At 65.5% G+C, this 20,642-nt stretch carries 21 protein-coding genes and 1 riboswitch; of the genes, 13 read left to right on the top strand and 8 right to left on the bottom strand.

Translation table 11 applies throughout. The features are described 5' to 3' along the window. Positions 1–25 precede the first annotated feature (25 nt). The gene (locus ACN9MZ_RS27845) at positions 26–742 is read left to right on the top strand and encodes a FadR/GntR family transcriptional regulator (RefSeq protein ID WP_426340037.1); all 717 of its coding nucleotides are present in this window, start codon (positions 26–28) and stop codon (positions 740–742) included. On the opposite strand, the gene ACN9MZ_RS27850 is transcribed toward ACN9MZ_RS27845, so the two are convergent. The 3 genes from ACN9MZ_RS27850 to ACN9MZ_RS27860 are packed head-to-tail and all read right to left on the bottom strand — an operon-like array spanning position 739 to position 6,049. Further along, on the bottom strand, positions 739–1,098 hold the full coding sequence (locus ACN9MZ_RS27850) for a hypothetical protein (protein WP_426340038.1): 360 nt from the start codon (positions 1,096–1,098) through the stop codon (positions 739–741). The two genes, ACN9MZ_RS27845 and ACN9MZ_RS27850, sit on opposite strands and share 4 nt — an antisense overlap. Then, positions 1,095–1,538, bottom strand: a complete 444-nt coding sequence (locus ACN9MZ_RS27855) for a MotA/TolQ/ExbB proton channel family protein (protein ID WP_426165572.1) — start codon at positions 1,536–1,538, stop codon at positions 1,095–1,097. Before ACN9MZ_RS27855 ends, ACN9MZ_RS27850 begins: the two co-directional genes overlap by 4 nt. Beyond that, positions 1,535–6,049, bottom strand: coding sequence for a cobaltochelatase subunit CobN (locus tag ACN9MZ_RS27860; protein WP_426340039.1), 4,515 nt, complete (start codon positions 6,047–6,049; stop codon positions 1,535–1,537). The genes ACN9MZ_RS27855 and ACN9MZ_RS27860 overlap by 4 nt, the downstream gene beginning before the upstream one ends. Before the next feature lie 40 nt (positions 6,050–6,089). Beyond that, positions 6,090–6,306: riboswitch (cobalamin riboswitch) on the bottom strand. Between the two features lie 150 nt (positions 6,307–6,456). Here ACN9MZ_RS27860 and ACN9MZ_RS27865 point away from each other — a divergent pair. From ACN9MZ_RS27865 to recQ, 6 genes are all read left to right on the top strand, one after another. Further along, complete coding sequence (locus ACN9MZ_RS27865) at positions 6,457–6,762, top strand: hypothetical protein (protein WP_426340040.1); 306 nt, start codon at positions 6,457–6,459, stop codon at positions 6,760–6,762. 39 nt (positions 6,763–6,801) lie between these two features. Further along, positions 6,802–7,044, top strand: coding sequence for a YkgJ family cysteine cluster protein (locus ACN9MZ_RS27870; RefSeq protein WP_426342964.1), 243 nt, complete (start codon positions 6,802–6,804; stop codon positions 7,042–7,044). Between the two features lie 14 nt (positions 7,045–7,058). Continuing rightward, positions 7,059–7,319, top strand: a complete 261-nt coding sequence (locus ACN9MZ_RS27875) for a YkgJ family cysteine cluster protein (RefSeq protein WP_426340041.1) — start codon at positions 7,059–7,061, stop codon at positions 7,317–7,319. A 40-nt stretch (positions 7,320–7,359) separates the two neighbouring features. Continuing rightward, the gene (locus ACN9MZ_RS27880; RefSeq protein WP_426340042.1) at positions 7,360–8,502 is read left to right on the top strand and encodes an MFS transporter; all 1,143 of its coding nucleotides are present in this window, start codon (positions 7,360–7,362) and stop codon (positions 8,500–8,502) included. A gap of 135 nt (positions 8,503–8,637) precedes the next feature. After that, positions 8,638–9,471 (top strand): undecaprenyl-diphosphate phosphatase, encoded by an 834-nt coding sequence (locus ACN9MZ_RS27885; protein ID WP_426340043.1) that lies wholly within the window; start codon positions 8,638–8,640, stop codon positions 9,469–9,471. A gap of 3 nt (positions 9,472–9,474) precedes the next feature. After that, positions 9,475–11,295 carry a DNA helicase RecQ gene (gene recQ / locus ACN9MZ_RS27890; RefSeq protein ID WP_426340044.1) on the top strand — a complete coding sequence of 607 codons (1,821 nt, stop codon included), beginning with the start codon at positions 9,475–9,477 and terminating at the stop codon, positions 11,293–11,295. On the opposite strand, the gene ACN9MZ_RS27895 is transcribed toward recQ, so the two are convergent. The 3 genes from ACN9MZ_RS27895 to ACN9MZ_RS27905 form a co-directional block, all read right to left on the bottom strand. Continuing rightward, a complete protein-coding gene (locus tag ACN9MZ_RS27895) occupies positions 11,270–13,306 on the bottom strand; it encodes a hypothetical protein (protein WP_426340045.1) in 2,037 nt (678 codons plus the stop codon). The two genes, recQ and ACN9MZ_RS27895, sit on opposite strands and share 26 nt — an antisense overlap. A gap of 66 nt (positions 13,307–13,372) precedes the next feature. Continuing rightward, the gene (locus ACN9MZ_RS27900) at positions 13,373–14,407 is read right to left on the bottom strand and encodes a hypothetical protein (protein WP_426340046.1); all 1,035 of its coding nucleotides are present in this window, start codon (positions 14,405–14,407) and stop codon (positions 13,373–13,375) included. 96 nt (positions 14,408–14,503) lie between these two features. Then, on the bottom strand, positions 14,504–15,379 hold the full coding sequence (locus tag ACN9MZ_RS27905; protein ID WP_426342965.1) for a helix-turn-helix domain-containing protein: 876 nt from the start codon (positions 15,377–15,379) through the stop codon (positions 14,504–14,506). Positions 15,380–15,715: 336 nt separating this feature from the next. Here ACN9MZ_RS27905 and ACN9MZ_RS27910 point away from each other — a divergent pair, with 336 nt between their 5' ends. From ACN9MZ_RS27910 to ACN9MZ_RS27920, 3 genes are all read left to right on the top strand, one after another. After that, positions 15,716–16,285: a PEP-CTERM sorting domain-containing protein gene (locus tag ACN9MZ_RS27910; protein ID WP_426340047.1), complete on the top strand. Its 570-nt coding sequence runs from the start codon at positions 15,716–15,718 to the stop codon at positions 16,283–16,285. A 90-nt stretch (positions 16,286–16,375) separates the two neighbouring features. Then, positions 16,376–16,564 carry a DUF1737 domain-containing protein gene (locus ACN9MZ_RS27915; RefSeq protein WP_426340048.1) on the top strand — a complete coding sequence of 63 codons (189 nt, stop codon included), beginning with the start codon at positions 16,376–16,378 and terminating at the stop codon, positions 16,562–16,564. A gap of 63 nt (positions 16,565–16,627) precedes the next feature. Further along, positions 16,628–17,524, top strand: a complete 897-nt coding sequence (locus tag ACN9MZ_RS27920; protein WP_426340049.1) for a DMT family transporter — start codon at positions 16,628–16,630, stop codon at positions 17,522–17,524. Position 17,525: 1 nt separating this feature from the next. On the opposite strand, the gene trmB is transcribed toward ACN9MZ_RS27920, so the two are convergent. Beyond that, positions 17,526–18,206: a tRNA (guanosine(46)-N7)-methyltransferase TrmB gene (gene trmB / locus ACN9MZ_RS27925; RefSeq protein WP_426342966.1), complete on the bottom strand. Its 681-nt coding sequence runs from the start codon at positions 18,204–18,206 to the stop codon at positions 17,526–17,528. 126 nt (positions 18,207–18,332) lie between these two features. Between trmB and ACN9MZ_RS27930 the strand changes: the two genes are divergently transcribed. The 3 genes from ACN9MZ_RS27930 to ACN9MZ_RS27940 all read left to right on the top strand — a co-directional run bounded on the left by ACN9MZ_RS27930 (position 18,333) and on the right by ACN9MZ_RS27940 (position 19,960). Further along, complete coding sequence (locus tag ACN9MZ_RS27930) at positions 18,333–18,836, top strand: hypothetical protein (protein ID WP_426340050.1); 504 nt, start codon at positions 18,333–18,335, stop codon at positions 18,834–18,836. A gap of 103 nt (positions 18,837–18,939) precedes the next feature. After that, positions 18,940–19,665 carry a hypothetical protein gene (locus tag ACN9MZ_RS27935; protein WP_426336532.1) on the top strand — a complete coding sequence of 242 codons (726 nt, stop codon included), beginning with the start codon at positions 18,940–18,942 and terminating at the stop codon, positions 19,663–19,665. Positions 19,666–19,726: 61 nt separating this feature from the next. Continuing rightward, positions 19,727–19,960 carry a hypothetical protein gene (locus ACN9MZ_RS27940; protein ID WP_426165602.1) on the top strand — a complete coding sequence of 78 codons (234 nt, stop codon included), beginning with the start codon at positions 19,727–19,729 and terminating at the stop codon, positions 19,958–19,960. Here the strand turns inward: ACN9MZ_RS27940 and ACN9MZ_RS27945 are convergent. After that, positions 19,953–20,642 (bottom strand): DUF4197 domain-containing protein, encoded by a 690-nt coding sequence (locus ACN9MZ_RS27945; RefSeq protein WP_426340051.1) that lies wholly within the window; start codon positions 20,640–20,642, stop codon positions 19,953–19,955. The genes ACN9MZ_RS27940 and ACN9MZ_RS27945 overlap by 8 nt on opposite strands.

The raw sequence follows: 20,642 nt of genomic DNA on the forward strand, positions 1-20,642 counted from the left end.
ACATTGGACTATTAAAAAGACCAAAATGAACAAACTCGCTTCCGCCCTGCAGGCGCCGCAACTGTACGAGATCGTCGCCGACCGCCTCCAGGGCATGGTGCTGGGCGGGGAATATGCAACGGGCACACGCCTGCCGGCGGAACGCAGCCTGTCGCTGGCGCTGGGCGTTGGCCGCGCCACGGTGCGCGAGGCGATTGCTGCGCTGGTCAATCGCGGCATCCTGGAGACCCGGCCCAATTCCGGCACCTATGTGCTTCCAGGGGCGCTGGACGCGATCCGCGCGGCCGGCGCGCCGTTGGCGGCCGATACCAGCCCAAGCGCAACCTTGGCCGCGCGCCTGGCCATCGAACCGCTGATCGCCGAATTTGCGGCGGCAGTGGGCAAGCGCGATCAGGAAATGGAAGGACTGCTGGACCAGATGGAGGCAATCAGCGACTGGGCCGATGCTGGGGCGCGCCAGCAATGGAATGAACTCGACCGCCAGTTCCACCAGCGCATTGCCGCGATGAGCGGCAACCCGGTCATGATCGCCATCGCCGGCGTCGTCGCGGGCGCGGTTGACGAGCCGCTATGGCGCCAGCTGCGCGATACCGGCATCCACGATCCGGCCCGCGCCCGCCTGTACGTCTACGAGCACCGCCTGATCTACGAAGCCATCGCCAGCGGCAACCAGGAGGCGGCGCGCTTTTATGTGCGCCAGCACCTGGAACGCGTGCAGAAGGACATCCTCACCTACGCTTAAGGGCGCGGGGCCGCTTCGGTCTTTGCGGGTTCGATCAGCACCAGTTGGCCGGTCTTGGGGTCGCGGAATACTTCGCCGACGCGGTCGTAACCGCTGCCGGCTTGCGTCACGCCGTCGGCGGGGCGCTCGATCTGACGGCCCTTCTCCACCGGCTTGTGCTGGAGCGCGCCCTGGCTGCCGGCGATGGCTGCGATCAGGCCGCAGGCGAACACCAGCATCACGTCGACCAGGTTGACCAGGCTGGCGCGCGGGTCTTCGTCGCTGTCGTCGAAGCGGGAATCGAGGTGGCGGTACAGACGCAGGCGCTTGCGGGCCGGGACGGCGGCATTGCCGGGGGCTTGGAGCTGGTCCCTCATGCCGCGTGCTCCATGGCGTCGAGCGTTTCTTCGTACCAGCGGCGGCGCAGCTTGCCGATCACCAGGCCGGCAATGCCGGCAACCAGTCCGAGAACCGTGGCGTCGAATGCGACGGTGACGGCGCTGGCTAGTTGTGCGGGGTTGCCCTGTCCAAGGGCTGCCAGGCCTGGGCCAAGGGGGATGATGGTGGCCATCAGGCCCAGCATCGGGGGGATGCGGGCCAGCAGGTCGGCGCGCTCAAGGCGATGGCGGGCAAGGGCCTGGATGTGGGCGGCGTTGCCGGCTGCGCGGAGCTTTTTCAATCCGCTGAAACGTTCGCCGGCGGCGATGCCTGCTTCCACTGCCGCAATGGCGCACGCGACGAGGAGGGCCAGCAGCGCCGGCGCGAGGAGGTAGCTGACGCCGTCGTGCAGCCAGGCGTAGGTTTGGTTGTCGATCATTGGTGTGCTCCTTTGAGGATGGGTGTCTGGATGCCGCGATGCACGCCCAGCGCAAACAGGGCCAGGCCGGCGGCCAGGGCGGCCAACAGGGCAAGCAGGTGCATGGCGCGCTCGGCGGGGGATTGCGTGGGTTCGGCAAGATCGCGCAACTCGTAGGCACGCGGCTGCGCCGACTGGGCGTTTGCGCGCGCAACGGCGCCCATTTCGGCGGCGTCGTGCGTGGTGCGCCGTTGCTGCGCCGGGCGGGCTGCGTCGGGCGCAGCGCTGTTGCGCGCAGCTGCCTCGGACGCGGCTTCCGCTTGCGAGGCAGCGGCGCTGGCTGGCGCAGAGCCGGGTTGCGCGCCGGCGGCAGCGTTGGCGCCGGCCGGAACGGCAGTGGCGTACGCCTCGGCAGCCAGCGCATCGCCGCGCGCCTTGGCGAGGGTGCTGGCCAAAGCTTGCGCGTCGGCCGGATCGAGCTGCGGCGACAGCCATTGCCACATCGGGTGGTCAGGTGCAGTGTGGCCGCTGCCCGGCAAGCCGTTGCTGGCAACCAGGCGGGCCAGTTCGCCGCCCATATTCCTGATAGTGGCATCGTCGGTTTTCCAGTAGCCCTTCTCGGCCGCCACCATGAAGATCGCCAGCATATGCGCCTTGGCGTGCGCGTTGTGGCGCTGGCCGAGGAATTGCGGCAGGCCGAGTCCATGCGCATCGTCGAAGTAGACCGCCTTCACTTCATCCCAGGCCCAGTTCTTCACCAGGTCCGGGCGCGTGACCTGCCAGCCCCACAGGTTCTCCAGGAACTCCTGCCCCATGGTGCGGGCGCCGGCATAACCATGCCCCATCAGGGGCTTGATCCACGCCGGGTTGAGGAAGCGGCCGCGCAGTTCGCCCAGCATGGCGGAAGCCAGCGGCTCAACGTCGGCGCGCCCCGGCTGTGCGTGCTGCAGGATCAGCGCTTCCGGCACGCGGCCGGTGCGGCTCTCGACGGCCAGCGACAGGCCGCCCAGGTAATCGAAGGCGTCATTGTTATCGAGCAGGCCGTACAGGTTGCTGGCGCGGCCGTGGTAGGTGCGCGTGATGCCGTCCAACGCCACGTCAAAGGCGGCATGGTTTGCCTCGCCGCTCGCATCGAGGCCGTAGGCGTGCCCCATGCGGTTGCGGTAAGCCTTGCCGATCTCGTCGCGCTCGCGCCAGGCGCCGGAACGCTCGGTCAGGCGGTTGACGCCGGCGCCGTAAGCGCCAGGAGCGTCACCGAAGATGCGCTGGGCGGCGGCGCGGCCGGCATCGGCCAGCGGCATGCCGCCCGCTTGCAGCGCGCGCACGCGCACCAGCCATTCACGCGCCACGCGGTTGTTCGCTGTCGGCTCGCGGCCCCATGCAGCGCTGGCACTGGCGCCGGTGCTGCCGCTGCCGGCGCCTGCGCTGCTGCCCAGCGGCGCCAGCGCAGCTTCCAGTGCCTCGCGCAATGCAGGCTCCTGCTCGGCGATGCCCGCAGCGGAGGCGGCCAATGACATTCGACCGGCGCGGTCGATCAGGCGGATCAGGTTCGGGTACAGGTCGCGAAACAGGCCGGACGTGGTCACCAGCGCATCGCGCCGCACTGCGCCCGGCACCAGCCGCACATCGTTGACGATGCCGCGCGCATTCCATACCGGCTCGGCGCCCATCATCGCCAGCGCGAACGCCACCATCACGCCTTCATCGCGCACCGCATCGGATGCCCACAGCAGGATGCCTTCGCTGCCCGCATCGGAATGCTCACGCGCCGCAGCCTTGGCCGCCAGGCTGGAGCCCATCTGGTAGCCGATTCTGGTCGGCAGGATATCGCCATCGACCGCATGGAAATTGCGGCCGGTCGGCAGCGCTTCCGGCGAGCGCAGGGGATCGTTGCCCTTGCCCGGTTCGATGAAGCGGCCATCCAGGCCCGCCAGCAGCGCGCGCATTTCATTGAGCGGCGACGCAGCCAGCTTGCGCGCAACCTCAGGATCGTCGATGCCGCCCTTCTTCATCGATTCCAGCATCAGGTCGATGGAGTCCCGCTTCCACGGACGCCCGAAGATGTGCAGGCCGTGCGGCATGAACTTTTCCTGCAGCTTTGTCAGGTAGTGGCCCACTTCGTGCGCCAGCAGGTCGTCGTCGGCCGCGTCGAAGCCGATGCCGCGCACGGCCAGCACGTCGGCCATCGACGCTTCCAGTTCCGCCTTCAGGTTCAGGGCCACAACGCGCTCGCGCATCAGCTGCGCCGCCTTGGCCTTCAGCGTGTCGGAGCTGGCTGCCTCGTAGCTCTCCACAATCTGGCGCAGCGACAGCAGTTCGTCGTACAGCGGCGTGGACGCCAGCGGCGGCGTCAGGTGGTCAACCATCACCGCCAGGCCGCGCCGCTTGGCCTGCGTGCCTTCGCCGACGCCGTCCACGATATAGGGATAGATGCCGGGCAGGTCGCCCGCGATCAGGCTGGGAAAGTCGTCGGCCGAAAGTCCGACCGCCTTCCCCGGCAAGAACTCATAGGTCGAGTGGCGGCCGATATGCACCAGCGCATCGGCCTTGAAGCGGTCGCGCAGCCAGTGGTAGAAGGCCAGGTACTGGTGCGGGGGCGGCACGCTGGTATTCGCATGCAGCAGCTCTTCGTCCACTTCCCAGCCGCGCGGCGGCTGTGGTCCGATGAATACGTTGCCGAACTGGATGCCCGGCACCAGCAGCTTGCCGCTGTCGACCATGATCTTGCCCGGTGCAGGCCCCCAGCCCTTCAAGCCCTCGATGCCGTAGGACGCGACCCGGCGTCGCAGCGGCTCCAGCGCAGCGCAGCGGCGCGGCGCCTTCGCCCGCAGGCAGCCCGCATAGCCATCGGACAGCGCAGCCAGGTCGCGGATCGCTGCCTCGCGCTGCGGATGATCGGCGCCCTCCACCAGGTGCTGCAGTTCCTTGATCACGACTTCCGCCTGCTTGCGGCCGAGTGCCCATTCGCCGGCAGCTTCCGCTTCCAGCACGTCGGCGTGCAAGCGGCCCAGCAGGCCGCTGGTCATTTCTCCCTGCACGCGCGGCGACAGCGTCGCGAACCACTTCGCATAATCGGCGGCGCTGACGCTGTTCACGGAGCCCGCCAGTTCACGCAAGGCGCCGCGGTCCTCAGGCAGGTTGACGCCGTGCGCCATGATGCGGTCAAGCAGCGCTTCCGGCGTGGCCGGCAATTCGCCGACCGTGTAGCCGGCGTCCTTCAGGGCGTGCAGCATGTCGAACAGCGAAGCCGGCACATCAAGGTTGTCGGCGCCGATGTTCTGGCGGCCCGGCGGGTGATTGTAGTACACCAGCGCCACGCGCTTGTCGCGGTTGGATTTGGCGCGCAAGGCCAGCCAGCGCTCGACGCGCGCCGCCAGGCGCTCCGCTTCCGCCGCCAGTACTACCGGCGGGCGATTCTCGATGCCGGTCAGCTTGTCGCGCTGCGGCTCGCCCAGTGCCGCCACCACGATGGGCTGGCCGATGCCCTGCAGCTCGGGCAGCGCCACGCGGTACTGCACCGAATCAGGCGGCAAGCCGTCCGGCGACAGGCGCCATTGCATGGCCGTGCGGTCGGACAGCCGGATCGCCTTGAACAATGGGATATCGAGTTTCCTGAATGCCTCGCTGACGGCTTCGCGCCCTTCGGCGGCGCCCACCACAAAATCCTGCAGCACCACCATGGCGGCCGGCACGGCGGGCGCAATCAGTTCCGGCAAGCGCTCCAGCGCCTCGCGCGAGGCGCCGCCCCAGCGCGGCAGCACCTGCACGCATTGCTGGCCATTGCGTTCGACCTGCTTGCAGACGGCATCGGGCACCGTGCCATCCATGTTCGACAAGTCCAGCACCACCACGGTAGGGCGCGCCTGCAGGCCTAGCTGCGCCGCCCTGCCCCATGCCGCCGCGTCGTGCAGTTCGCGCTGGCCAACGCGCAGGCGCAGCGTCGGTTCCGGCTGCGGCTCGGCCAGGGCGCGCGAGGGGTCGAGCAGGTGCGCAAACAGGGCCGCCGTGTTGTCGCGGCCACCGGCCTGCCATACCTGGCGCGCAGCCAGCCATTGGCCTGCCGCCGGTCGCGCCCTGGCTGCCTGCAGTGCCGCTTCCGGCGGCTGCTCGGTCGAGAGCTGGCGCAGCGTTTCAGGCGAAAAGCCCTGCAGGCTGCCTTGCCGCCCGCGCGACAGCAGGCTAAGCGTGGCCTCGCCGTTCATGGCCAGCACGCTGGCCTGCGGGCGGGCATGGCGCGGCAAGAATTCCTTCAGGCGCCGGGCCGGGTCGCCGAACAGCGATACCGCCAGGATGCTGTCGGCCTGCGCCAGCCACTGGGCGGCTTGCTTGTCGTCGGCCGCCATCCATTGCGCGGGCGTGCGCAACACGATACGGTCCTGGGGATGGCCGGCCAGGTGGCGATGGGCCGCCTCGATGGCGACAGGCGCGGCGCGTTCGGTCACGATGGCAAACAGCACGGCGGCATTGGCACGCGCGCAAGCGAACGCACATAGCAGGACCACAATGGTCCGGGCAAAGGTAGTGGTAGGCACAGCAGGATTCCGAGTACGCAAAACCACACCCCGGGCTTCGCACAATCAAAAGTGACTGGCCGGTCTTCTGGCTCGCCTTCATCCTCCGCTGGCCTGGCCTTCCCGTGCGATGCACAGTGGCGTTGGTCAGCTTCGTCCGGCTTACAGCAGCGGGGGCTGCGCCGGACTGGCGCAAGATGGCATTCTCGCGCGGCACCGGCTTCCCGTTTCACCTCCCGGCAGGCTTGCGGGAAGGCACCAATCACATAACGTGCGCCATTCTAGCAGACTGCACTTGGCCTACAATCTAGCCAGAAAGATAATAGCTGTTGTTATAAAGATCCACTTCTGCAAAATGATTGGTAATTCGTGAGAATTAGGTATTTACTGCTAAGTACGCGTCAAAGAACGTGTCTGGGAGAGTAAAAATGCATAACAAGACAACATTGCAGGTCCTGGCTGCCGCCTCCGGACTTGGGGATGAGCGCATCCAGGAACTCTGGGAAGGGGCCGATATGTACGCCCGTGCCCAGGCTGGGAACCCGGATTCGCCGCGCTACCAGCAAGTGCTGCACGAGCGCATGGCGGCCATGGTCGAACGCGAAGTGGCCAAGCGCCATGCCACGGACGGCGAACCCTGGGTGCTGGCCGACGCCCACCTGGGACAGATTGAAGTGTCGCTGTCCGACGCCCTCAAGGCCTTCGGCGGCCGCACGCACCACGTCATCCATTAGCAAGGCAAAGCCGCCCGCACGGCTGTGAACCGCACCCCGATCCCGTGCCGTCCACAATGCGGCGCCTGCTGTACGGCGCCCGCGATCTCCAGCCCGATTCCCGGCATGCCTGAAGGCAAACCGGCGGGCGTGCCCTGCATCCAGCTCGATTCACACATGCGCTGCAAGCTGTATGGCTTGCCCGAACGCCCCCGCGTGTGCGTCGAATTCAAGGCCGACGAAGCAGTGTGCGGGCAGTCGCGCGAGCAGGCCATGCGCTGGCTTGGGTGGCCGAAGCTGTAAAATACTGCCCCACCATGAGTTTCCAATGCCGCCCAGCCTGTGGCGCCTGCTGCACGGCGCCCTCGATCACATCCCCCATTCCCGGAATGCCGAACGGCAAGCCGGCCGGGGTGCGCTGCATCCAGCTGGGCGACGATCAGCTTTGCAAGATCTTCGGCAAGCCGGAACGCCCGGCGTTCTGCGGCGGCCTGCAGCCTTCGGCCGAGATGTGCGGCGCAACGCGCGAACAGGCCATGCACTGGCTGGCCGCACTGGAACGCGCCACCACGCCCTGAGCGCGACGATGGAAACGGTTCCATGCTAGAATCTTCAGCCATGAACCAAACCATCGACCACCGCCACCGACTGGCCACCCGCCTGACCTTCCTGACCGCGGGCTTGGCCATGTCTGCCTGGGCGCCGCTGGTGCCGTTTGCGAAGGAGCGCCTGCAATTGGCCGAGGGACCGCTTGGCCTGTTGCTGCTGTGCCTGGGCCTGGGCTCCCTGCTGGCGATGCCGCTGACCGGCGCGCTGGCGGCGCGCTTTGGCTGCCGCAAGGTGGTGCTGTGGTCGGCGCTGGTGGTCTGCCTGTCCCTGCCGGCTTTGGCGCTGGCGCCCACCCCGCTGCTGCTTGGCCTGGCGCTGTTCGTCTTCGGCGCCTCGCTCGGCACCATGGACGTGGCGATGAACGTGCAGGCGGTGATTGTCGAAAAGGCCAGCGGCGGCGCGCTGATGTCGGGTTTCCACGGCATGTTCAGCCTGGGCGGCTTCGCCGGCGCCGGCGGCATGGCCCTGCTGCTGTGGCTTGGCAGCGGCCCGCTGGGCGCCTGCCTGGCCGTCGTCGCCCTGAGCGCCACCCTGCTGTGGCGCGCCAGTCCCGACATGCTGCACGAGCCGGAAGCACGCGACAGCAATACGCCAACCTTCGTCATGCCGCACGGCGCCGTGATCTTTATCGGCGTCCTGTGCTTCATCGTCTTCCTGGCCGAAGGCGCCATGCTGGACTGGAGCGCGGTGTTCCTGACCGCCGAACGCGGCCTGCAGGAAGGCCGCGCCGGCCTTGGTTACGCCGCCTTTGCCGTCGCCATGACAGCCGGCCGCCTGACCGGCGACCGCGTAGTGCGCCGTTTCGGCGGGCGCCGCGTGCTGCTGGCGGGCAGCCTGTGCGCCGCCGCCGGCTTCTTCACGGCAGTCGCCTCGCCTTCGCCAGCCGCGGCCCTGGCCGGCTTCGTGCTGGTCGGCCTGGGCGCTTCGAATATCGTGCCCATCCTGTTCACTGCCGCCGGCAACCAGCGCGCCATGCCCGCCAGCCTGGCGATCGCCGCCATTACCACCATCGGCTACGCCGGCGTCCTGGCCGGCCCGGCCCTGATCGGCTTCATGGCCCACCTGACCAGCCTGGAGCTGGCGTTTGCCGTCCTCGGCGGCGCGTTGCTGCTGGTCGCCGCCAGCAGCCGCCTGGTGCGCGTCCACTCCTGACGCAGCGCAAACCGGCGCCTTGGCATGGGCGCTACTCTTGACTCAAGTGCATCGGTGGACCGCGCTCATGGTAAGCTTCGTGCCCGCGCAGCATCCCGCCCGCGTCCGCCCACCGACTCACTTAGCAAAATCACAATGGATATCGTTCTCGCGCTGAAGGCTCTGATCATGGGTCTGGTCGAAGGATTTACCGAGTTCCTGCCGATTTCCTCCACCGGCCACCTGGTACTGGCGGGCAGCCTGCTGAATTTCACCGGCGAGAAAGCCAAAGTGTTCGAGATTGCCATCCAGGGCGGCGCCATGGTTGCCGTTATCTGGGAGTTCCACAAGAAGATAGGCGAAGTGCTGTTCGGCATGTTCCGCGAAGCGCGCGCGCGCCGTTTTGCGCTCAACGTGGCAGTCGGCTTCCTGCCTGCCGCGGGGCTGGGCTTCCTGTTCGAACACAAGATCAAGGCCGTGCTGTTCGCGCCACTGCCGGTGGCGCTGGCCTTCATTATCGGCGGCCTGGTCATCCTCTGGGTAGAGCGCCGCGCCAGGGACAACCCGGTCGCCGTGCGCGTGCAGTCGGTGGACGACATGACAACACTGGATGCGCTGAAGGTCGGCTTCGCCCAGGTCTTCGCCCTGATTCCCGGCACCAGCCGCTCCGGCGCCACCATCATCGGCGGCATGATGTTCGGCCTGTCGCGCAAGGTGGCCACCGAGTTCTCCTTCTTCCTCGCGATCCCGACCCTGCTGGCTGCGACCTTCTACTCGCTGTGGAAAGAACGCGCGCTGCTGTCCGCAGCCGACCTGCCGCTGTTCAGCATTGGCGCCGTGGTGGCTTTCGCCTCGGCTTTCGCCTGCATCCGCTGGCTGCTGCGCTACATCAGCACGCATACCTTCACCCCCTTCGCCTGGTACCGCATCGTGTTCGGCATCGTGGTGATTGTTTCCGCCTACTCGGGCATGATCACCTGGGCCGAATAAAGCATGCAAGACCAGGACACCAGCCAGCGCGCCCTGCACCTTCTGCAGACCGTCTTCGGCTATCCGGCCTTCCGCGACCAGCAGGGGCAGATTGTCGAGCACGTCGGCAATGGCGGCGACGCCCTGGTGCTGATGCCGACCGGCGGCGGCAAGTCGCTGTGCTACCAGATCCCGGCCATGCTGCGCGAAGGCGTGGGCGTGGTGGTGTCGCCGCTGATCGCACTGATGCAGGACCAGGTCGACGCGCTGGCCGAAGTGGGCGTGCGCGCAGCCTTCCTGAACTCCACCCAGACGTATGAGGAAGCGGCGCGCATCGAACGCCTGGTGCGCACCAACCAGATCGACCTGCTGTACGTGGCGCCAGAGCGCCTGCTGACCCAGCGCTGCTTCGACCTGCTGCAGGATTCGCAGATCGCGCTGTTCGCCATCGACGAGGCGCACTGCGTGTCGCAATGGGGCCACGACTTCCGTCCCGAGTACATCAAGCTATCGGTGCTGCACGAGCAATTCCCCAACGTGCCGCGCATCGCGCTGACCGCCACCGCCGACCAGCAGACCCGCGCCGAGATCATCCACCGCCTGGCGCTGAACGACGCCGCGCAGTTCGTGTCGTCCTTCGACCGTCCGAACATCCGCTACCAGATCGTTGAAAAGACCAACGGCCGCAAGCAGCTGCTGGACTTCGTCACTGCCGAACACCCGGGCGATTGCGGCATCGTCTACTGCCTGTCGCGCAAGAAGGTGGAGGAGACGGCCGAGTTCCTGAACGAGCACGGCGTGCGCGCCCTGGCCTATCACGCCGGCATGGAGCACACGGTGCGCGCCGGGAACCAGGCGCGCTTCCTGCGCGAGGAGAACATCGTGATGGTGGCGACCATCGCCTTCGGCATGGGCATCGACAAGCCGGACGTGCGTTTCGTCTGCCACCTCGACCTGCCGAAATCGATCGAAGGCTATTACCAGGAAACCGGCCGCGCCGGCCGCGACGGCATGCCGGCCAGCGCCTGGATGTCCTACGGCCTGCAGGACGTGGTGCTGCAGCGGCGCATGATCGACGAGTCGGAAGCCGACGAGAATTTCAAGCGCGTGCTGTCGACCAAGCTCGATTCCATGCTGGGCCTGTGCGAGACACTGAGCTGCCGCCGCGTGCGCCTGCTGGAATACTTCGGCGAGCCGGCCACGCCTTGCGGCAATTGCGACACCTGCCTGATCCCGCCCGTGTCGTTCGACGGCACGGTGCCGGTGCAGAAACTGCTGTCGGCCATCTACCGCTGCGACCAGCGCTTCGCCGCCGGCCACGTGATCGACGTGCTGCGCGGCGCCGAATCCGAGCGCATCCAGACCTGGCACCACGACAAGCTGTCCGTATTCGGCATCGGCGCCGACCGCAGCGAGCAGGAGTGGCGCGCCATTCTGCGCCAGGTCATCGCGCTTGGCCTGGTCACCGTCGACCACGAGCAATTCAGTTCGCTCAAGCTGACCGACGCCGCGCGCCCGGTGCTGAAAGGCGGCCAGAAAGTGCAGCTGCGCCAGTACCAGAAGCCGGTCAAGCAGAAGCGCAGCTCGGCGCCCAAGGGCTACGAGGAAACCAGCCTCGATGGCGACGAGCAGCGCATCTTCGACCGCCTGCGCTCCTGGCGCATGGGCGCGGCACGCGAGCATGGCGTGCCGGCCTATGTGATCTTCAACGACGCCACGCTGCGCGAGATTGCCAAGGTGCGCCCGGCCTCGCTGGACGAAATGCGCGGCATCTCCGGCGTGGGCGAGAAGAAGCTCGTCTCCTACGGCGACGAGATCGTCAGGCTGATCGCCGACCTGGCCTGAGGCGTAAGCTGCCCAGCAGCGCCAGCCCGGCCAGCAGCAGCGCCCCCTGCGCCGGCTCCGGTACGGGCGACAGCAGGAAATTCGCATTCGCGTCCCATTCATTCGCGCCGCGCGCCAGAATCTGGCCGCTGGCGTTGATGTTCCAGGCGCTTTGCAACATCCAGCCGGCGTATTGCTCCTCGTTCCACAATCGATCCAGCGCATAGGGCTGGTCCTGGTACCAGAGCATGGCCCGCCGGTACTCAGTTTCGCCCACCACGCTGCCCGCATCGTTGATGTCGTAGGCATAGTCGGACCACAGTTCCCGATGTTCCCACGGCTCACCGCGCATGAGCAGCGTGAATGCATTGCCGTTGTCCTGGAACCCTGCCAGCCGCCCCTCGCTGTTCAGCGCCCGAACGTCATAGTCGTATGCCAGGTGATACTCGCCGAAGACGCCGTCTTGCCAGCTCCTTACGCCAAATTCGCCGGTATGGCTGCCGATCACCATACCACTGTCATTGATCAAGCGCGGCCGGTAATCGTCGAACCGTTGCGGTGCGCTACCGTCAGCCCACTCGATGAAACCGATCGGGCCCGTACCCGGCTCGCCGGAGCTGAAGCCGATAATGTCGCCGCGGTTGTTCAAGCCGGAGGCATAACCGCCCGAGCCCGCGAACGTCAGCAGTTCCATTGCCCCGCCATTGCGCCACACTACCGGCTGCGATTGCGAGAACCCAGGGATCGTGACATTGCCGACGACCGTCCCCTGGTTATTGAAGCCGGTGAGGCTGAAATGGCCGGCGATGCCCGGCAAGTGCAGGAGCGAACCATCCGGGCGCCAGATGACCGGCTTGCCGTCCTGGCCGATTCCCGCGACTTGCCCTGCATCGTTCAGGAACTGCGGAGCGAACTGGCCGTCAAACCTGAGTGCCCGGTAGGCGGGCGCTTCCTGCGCTTGGGCGTTGCAGGCGAGCAGGACCAGCAAGGATGAAGACGCTAAGCGGATACCTGATTTTTGCTGCGCCAGCCAGAGCGCCGCCAATAGCAGGAGACCGGCCAGCAACAACATGGCAGCTTGGGGCTCCGGCACCGGCGACAGCAGGAATTTCCCGTAGTCCCCAAGCGGATCTAGCGCGTTGGCGAGGATCGCGCCGTTTTCATTGATGGCCCAGGCGTTGAGCAGAGTCCAGCCCGAATACGATGCTTCGTCCCACAAATGGTCCAGGTTATAGGCGCGCTCCCGGTACCACAGCATGGCGTGCAAAGTGTATTCCGTCTCGCCAACGATACTGCCTGCGTCATTGATGTCAGCGGCAGTGCCGGACCACAGGTCCTGGAATTCGCGCTGCCCCGCCATATCGATGGCCGAAAACGCATGCATACTGTCGTGGGTGCCCGCCATGCGTCCCTTATTGTTGAGAGCGCGGATGTTCAGGTCGTCAATCGAAGACTCGCCAAATATGCCGTCCTGCCAACTCCGGGTGCCATATTCGTCGCTACGCCGGCCAAGCACGAAACCCTGGTCATTGATCATGTGTGGGAAGTAATCGTCGAACAGTTGTGGCGCGCTGCCGTCGCCCCACTGGATGAAGCCAACCTGCCCCAAGCCTGTATTGGAGGCGCCAGCCATATAGCCGATAATGTCGCCGCGGTTGTTGACGCCTTCCGTATAACCGCCCAGGCCTTGCAGCGGCAAACGCTCCACCGCGCCACCATTGCGCCATACGACCGGCTGCGGCAGGCTGTAGCCCGGAATCACCGCATTGCCGACCACCGTGCCCTGGTTATTGAAGCCGGTGATGGTGAGCTGGCTGACGCTGCCGGCCAGTGGCTGCAGCGAGCCATCCGGATGCCAGATCACCGGCCTGCCATCCTGGCCGACGCCAGCGACCTGGCCCAGGTCATTCAGAAACTGCGGGGTGAACCGGCCGTCAAACTTGAAGGCCTGGTAGGTGGGCGCATTTTGCGCGTGCGCTGCGCAGGCGAGCAGCGCCAGCACAGCCAACAGCATTCGAGCAAACTTGAGCATGGCAACCTCCTGTGTGTGGACAGGAGCCAATGCTGCGCCAACGCAGCGGGCCTCGCGCGCGACAGCTCAAATCGTGCGCGTTGACGCGATAGCTTTGCGCGCTATAGCGCCATGCAAGCCGCCAAGCAGCACCAACCCTGCCACCAGCAGCGTCGCGAAGGCCGGCTCCGGCACCGGCGACAGCAACAGGATTGCCGATTCGCCGCTGGCGGCGTGCATGGCCTGCGCCGCAATTTCGCCGTGGTCGTTGATCGCCACCGCGCTGACCAGGGACCAGCCAGCCCACTGCGCCTCGTGCCACAAATCATCCAGCCGGTGCGCCTCGCCTTCATACCACAGCACCGCGTCCGCAGCATCGCCCTCGCCGACCACCATGCCTGCATCGTTCAGGCCCCTTGCATGGCCCTGCCACATCCTGGTGTATTGCCCATCCCTCCACAACCCGGCATAGACGTCGTCCAAATATTCCGAAGCGGCTATCCAGCCATGGTTGTTGCTGGCACTCTCGTGCCCACAACAAGCTTGCGGTACATCGCGCAGCTTGCCATCACGCCATACCGCGAGGCCATGCGCGCCTCGTCCGACGATCTCGCCATTGCCATTGATCGCTTCGGGGAAGAAGCCGTCAAAATAGACGGTGCCGCTTTCGCGCTTCAGGAAGCCGCCGAGGACGTCAGCCCCCTGCTCCGACCGCACCACCCAGCCAACGATGTCGCCGCGCTGGTTGATGCTATGCGGGACGCCGCCCAGCCCCGGCAAATCGATGCGCTCGACGCCGGCGCCGCTGCGCCAGATGAGCGGCTGGTAATAGCTGCCATCGTCCGGGTCCGTGAACACACCCTGGCCAATCACGGTGCCGTCATTATTGATGTCAGACGGAAAGGGCAGGTAAACCTGCCCCGGCAAGATGCTGGCGACACCGCTACGGTTCCAGACCGCGGGGCGCTGGTACTGATCCAGTCCGGCAACCTGTCCATTGTTGTTGATGGCCCTGGCATAGCCGGCACCCAGCCTGGTCGCGTGGTAGGCAGGGGGCACTTGCGCCCCGGCGAAGCAAGGCGGCAGCATGATGGCGATGATCAGCTTGGTCAACAAGTGCATGGCGTTCTCCCTGCGTTGGCGACAGGAGCTTATGCTGCACTTACCGCGGCATTCCAGCACAGCGCATTGCCAATCGTGCGATGTGCGGCGATAGGTTCAGGCCTTGAACCCGGCCGCAAGCTGCCGGTAGCGGCCGGGCGGCGCTCCGACTGCTGCGCTGAAGCGATGGCTGAAATGACTAAGGTCGGCGTAGCCGCACACTTCGGCAACCTGCTGCAGCGGCAGGCGTCCGGCACGCAGCAGGCCGCGTGCACGCTCGATGCGGCGCGCTGCGATCCATGCCGATGGCGGCATGCCAAAGCTGATGCGGAACATGCGGGCCAAGTGGAATTCCGACATGCACGCCAGCTGCGCCAGCATGCCGAGGGTGATGCTCTGGTCGAGGTGGGCTTCGATGTATTCGTGCAGGCGGCGGCGCACCAGCGGCGCCAATCCTCCGCGCAAGCGCAGGCCGGGCCTGGTCATCGCTTGCGATTGCAGCAGCTCGCTCAATGCCTCGTGCGTGATTTCATTGGCGCGCAGCAGCTGGTCGGCGTCGTGCCACGGCTGCTGCAGCAAGTCGCCGCATAGCTGCACCAGGCGCTGGTTCTCGAAATAGGTGCGGTCCTGCAAGGTCAGTTCGCGCGGCTCGCGATCCAGCTCCGCCACGGCGCGCTGCGTGAAATGCGCGGGCATGAAGTACACGTGCAGCATGCGCAACTGGCCGCGCACCACCCACTCCGATTCGTGCCAGTCCGGCAGGGAGCACAGGCGCTGTGGCGCGCCATACTGCCCCGGCAAGCCTTCGCGCTCGACTTCGTAGCCGCCGCCCAGGTAGCAGGACAAGGTGTGGTGGCCCGGCTGGCGATACTCGGTGAACGCCTCCGGCGTGCTGCGATGCCAGACCGCAGCCGCCAGCCCGTCGCCCAGCCAAGCAAAACGCTCCAGTGTGGCGTCGGTGCCGGACATGGTGCGGAACACGGCGTGCGACATCGCATCGCCCGGCTTGCCCGCCAGCGCGGCACGCGCCGCCGCCCCCACGCGCTTGCGCGGGGCGACATCCTCAAGTTGTCCGGTCAGTGGCTTCACGCCGAAAAGTCTAGCACGGCCATTCCCGTCCGGCCGGCCGCCTCGCCGATTTGCGCAAGATCAGACAAGGGGACCTAAGCTCGCCCCCCCCCGCTGATGTCGGGAAAATTTACAGCGTCGACCAGCCGCGAAACCACTTACCGATAAGAATCAGTTACTTGCTGGCGCAGGGTATAAAAATTGCTTATTGCATTTAAAGCAATACTGTCAACTATCCTACTGTTTTGAAAGGAACTATCGATGAAGAAGTTCGCTTGCCTTGCAGCGCTGTCATTCGCTATCTCCGCAGCACAAGCAGCGCCGATCCAGCTTGACCTGACCAGCGGCGCCTTCGCCAACAACAATGGCTCGGCTGTTGTCGACACTTATACGGAAGATGGCTTCCGCCTTCGCACGGTGCGAGCCGGCGACCATTTCGATCCCTTGTTTATCGGCGATATCGGCATCCACAACGGCTTCCAGAACGCCGACGACGTGAGTTGGGTCATCGACTTCTTCGGGGCCAGCTTCAACCTGCTCAACATCAATATCGCGGCCTATGCCGATGGCGCGTCGTCGATCACGGTGAGCGGCTCCAACGGCGCGACGCAAACCTTGTCCGGTACCGGCACCCTGGCCATCGCCGGCATGGGCAACGTGACCTCGGTAGTTTTCAATATCGACCAGGACGGCGGGACGCAAGGCTTTGGCTTCTCCGAGATCAACGTCGACACCACGCCTGTGCGACAAGTGCCCGTGCCGGGCACGCTGATGCTGCTTGGCCTCGGCTTGTCCGCACTGGGCGTTTCGCGCCGCCGCACGTCGAAGTAGGCAGGAACCATCAGCCAGCGTGCGGCATTTCGCGCGCTGGCGCATAATACCTGGCACCAGAACTGTTACCGCCTAGTGAAGTGCCTGCCCATGAATACACCTCCAGACGACCTGCCAATCTACCGAGTCCTGACTGGACCCGACGATTCGAAGTTTTGCCGGCGAGTCAGCGAAGCGCTCGCACTTGGCTATCAACTTTACGGCTCGCCTTCAATGACCTTTAACGGCGAGACGGTCATCGTGGCCCAGGCCGTCCTTTGGCCCACGGCCAAGTCTTAGCCGGGAATAAGCAGCAAGTTCAGACAACTGCCGGTGCGCGGCAAGCGGCACACTGGCAGGACTATGAATATTTCCCTCTACCTCACGACAGTGCTCATCTGGGGCACCACCTGGATCGCGATCAAATTCCAGCTCGGCGTCGTCGCAGCGCCGGTGTCGATCGCTTATCGTTTCTGGATTGCGGCGCTGGTGCTGATGCTGATCCTGCTCGTGCGCAGGCAGCCGCTCCTGCCGCCGCGTTCCGCCTGGCGCTACCTGCTCGCGCAGGGGCTGGCGCTGTTCTGCTGTAATTTCCTGTGCTTTTATTACGCCACGATGTGGGTGCCGAGCGGCCTGGTGGCGGTGGTGTTTTCGACCGCGCCGATCTGGAATGCGATCAATGGACGCCTCTTCATGAAACGGCCGATCCGGCCGCAAGTCATGGGCGGCGCGGTGCTGGGACTGGCAGGCATCGTGCTGCTGTTCCTGCCTTCCATGCAGGGGCACTGGAACGATGCCGGCATGCTGGCCGGACTGGGACTGGCCCTGCTTGGCACGCTGTGCTTCTCGACCGGCAACCTGCTCTCGAGCCGCATGCAGGCGCTGGGCATGCAACCCTGGCTGACCAACACCTGGGCCATGCTGTGCGGCGCCACCATCCTGACGCTTGGCGCGCTGGCACTCGGCATGCCGTTCAACTTCGACCCAAGCCCGCGCTATGTCGGCGCATTGCTCTACCTGGCCGTGCCGGGATCGGTGATTGCCTTCACGGCTTACCTGCTGCTGGTGGGGAGAATCGGTCCGGACCGCGCGGCTTACTGCACGGTGCTGTTCCCGGTGGTGGCGCTGACGGTGTCCACCGTCTTCGAGGGATACCAGTGGAGCAGCATGGCCCTGGCCGGGCTGCTGCTGGTCATCGGGGGAAATTTGCTGGCCTTCATGCCGGCGCGGGCAAAAGCACAAGCGCCGGCGGCAGCCTAGATCATTTCTTGGTGAATACCAGGTCCCACACGCCGTGGCCCAGTTTCAGGCCGCGGTTTTCGAACTTGGTCAGCGGGCGGTAGGCCGGCTGCGGCGCGTAGCCTTCAGCGGTGTTCTGCAGCACCGGCTCGGCGCTCAGCACTTCCAGCATCTGCACCGCGTAATCTTCCCAGTCGGTCGCCAGGTGGATATAGCCGCCCGGCGCCAGGTGCTCGCACAGGGTCTTCACGAATGGGGCCTGGATCAGGCGGCGCTTGTTGTGGCGCGCCTTGTGCCATGGGTCAGGGAAGTAGATATGCACGCCCGCCAGCGAAGCGGCCGGGATCATGTCGCGCAGTACTTCCACTGCATCGTGCTGGATCACGCGCAGGTTGGTCAGGCCTTCCTCGCCGATCAGCTTGAGCAGGCTGCCCACGCCCGGTGTGTGCACTTCCACTCCGATGAAATCCTTCTCCGGCATCAGCTTGGCGATGTGGGCGGTGGTGCCGCCCATGCCGAAGCCGATCTCCAGGATCAGCGGCGCCTTGCGGCCGAAAGTCTTCTCGAAGTCCAGCGCTTCTTTCTGGTGCTCGACCATGAATTGCGGACCAAGATCGCTCAGCGCACGCTCTTGTGCCGTGGACAGGCGTCCCGCGCGCGTGACGAAGCTGCGGATGCGGTGTTCGGTCGGGTCATAGAGCATTTTGCCCTTTGGCGTGGATTCGGAAGACATGGCTAAACGTGCAAGGAAAAGGGGCGATTATACCATTCCGGTTTTGCCGCCCGGCCTGCGATAATAGCGGGTCTTGTCCCTTAGGAAGCCCACGTAATGGCCCTCGCACTGAATATCCTGATCATCGTCCTGGCACTGGTAACGCTGTTCTTCCTGCTGAAAGGCGGCCCGCAAGCCGCGCCTGCGCCAACGGGCAAGCCGGCCGGCGGTTCCTACACCCCGCTGCCGCAGGGCGCACCGGTGCACCACTGGAGCGACGAAGGCCGCTTCCAGCTTGAAGTGCTGGGCGAATCGCGCTATTCCGACACCATCCGCGCCCTGGCCGGCGAGCATGGCGAGGCCGCAGCCGACGCCCGCCACAAGGCGCTGCTGCTGGCGGACGACAACAACCCCTACGAAGACAAGGCGGTCGCTGTCTTCCTCAACAGCGAGATGGTCGGCTACCTGGCCCCGAAAGACGCCGCCGCTTTCCGCGCCATGCTGGCGCGCCAGGAAATCAGCGGCCAGCTCACCTCGACCGACGCCGTGATCCGCGGCGGCCAGATGTACGAAGGCAAGCGCCTGGCCTATGCCGTGCTGCTCGACGTGAATGTTGCGTAAATATCACTTGGTAACTTACTAAACCCCGCGCACGATTGAATGCAGCGCGGGTTTGTGACATCATCGGCGGCTTGCTGTTTTGATAATCAATAAGGGAGCCGTCATGAAGACAAAATACGCCTTGCTGTTACCCGCCCTGCTGCTCGCAGCCTGCGCCAAGAAGGCGCCTGCGCCGGCACCGACCTCTGAAGCGACCCCAGCGCCCGCCGCTGCACCAGCCGCGCCGGCTCCAGCCCCTGCGGCGCCTGCCGCCCCTGCCGCCAGCACCGCGGCCACCGGCAATGCCCCCCTGGCAACTCCGCAGATGGACATGGAGAACATGAGCACCGAGCAGAAGGAAATGGCCAAGCGCCAGGCCAAGCTCGATTACTCCAATATGGAAGACGGTTACATCAACGACACCAACGCGCAGTGGGCCAGCACCGCCAGCGCGACGTCCGAATACGGCGGCAGCAGCTACGAGCCGGCCAACGCAACCGGCAAGGTCGACGGCAAGAATTTTGCAACCAAGGGCAGCGATGTTGGTTTCGATTCGCTCGAAGTCGGCTTCCAGAATCCGGTCAATGCCACCCAACTGCGCGTAGCGATCAGCGATGGCTACGGCCTGGAAGGCATCACCAAGGTTGAGCTGCAGGACACCGACGGCAAATGGAATACTGTATGGAGCGGCATCAACACCGTGAAGGTCGACCGGCGCGGCACCCGCACCTGGTTTGTGCAGCCGATCGAAAAGACGACCTACAAGGCCAAGGCGGCGCGCATCACCAAATCCAATAACCTGAGTACCGACCGCCTGTATGTGGATGCGGTACAACTGGTAGGTTCCTGACCGGGCGCCCCGCCTTGCCCGACAGGCGTATCATGGCTGCAGCAGCTTGCAGGAGGCAGCCATGGAACGCGAACGGGCAAAGGCGGGTGATGCGGTGCGGCCGATCGGCTGGCACCATAAGATGCTGGTGATTCGCACCACCCCGGGCCGCACGGGCCGGAACGATGACGAGGATGTGCTGTGCCGCTGGCACGATGCCGACGGCGAGCACCAGCAAACCTTCAAATCAGGACAGCTTGAAATCCTGAACTCAGCCGCGCAAGCGCGCAACCCGCGCGGCCGAACGCTTATTTAAGCAGGCCGAAGACTTTGGAAATCGCCTTGCTGCCATAGGAAATCGGGTTCTCGCGGATTTTCTTCTCTTCTTCCCCGATCATCAGGAACAGGCCATCGAGCGCGCGCTGGGTGACGTAGCTTTCCACCGTCGCCTGCTCTTCTGTAGCCAGGCCGAACTTGGTCGCCTGCGCCATCGCGTTATTGAACTGGCCGGACAGCTTGGACCTGTCGGTCACGCCCTTTACGATCGGCTTGAATTTCACCGCCAGCGGCGCCGCGGTTTTCTCCTTGAAGAAATCGGTGACCGAGGTGTCGCCGCCGGTCAGGATCGCCTTGGCGTCGCTCAGCGTCATCGACTTGACCGCATTCACCAGCAGCGGCTTGGCCAGCGGCACGGCTTGCTCGGCAGCGCGGTTCATCGCGCTTTCCAGCTCATCGAGCTGTTCGCCGCGGCCGGTCATTTCCAGGATCGGACGGGCTTTTTCCAGCACGCGCGGCAGCTTGATGCGCACCGCGTCGTTGTTCATGAAACCGCCCTCGACGCCAAGCTTGCCCACGGCGGCCACCGAACCGGCTTCCAGCGCGGCTTTCAGGCCGCCGCCAGCTTCCTTCTCGGTCAAGGCGTCCAGGGGATTGGCCAATGCGCTGGCAGCCAGCATCAGGCCGGCCAGCGTGGCGGCGATACGATTCATCGTTGTCAT

The sequence above is a fragment of the Pseudoduganella sp. S-14 genome, from assembly GCF_049913285.1.
In the GTDB taxonomy this organism is placed as follows: Bacteria; Pseudomonadota; Gammaproteobacteria; order Burkholderiales; family Burkholderiaceae_D; genus Rugamonas.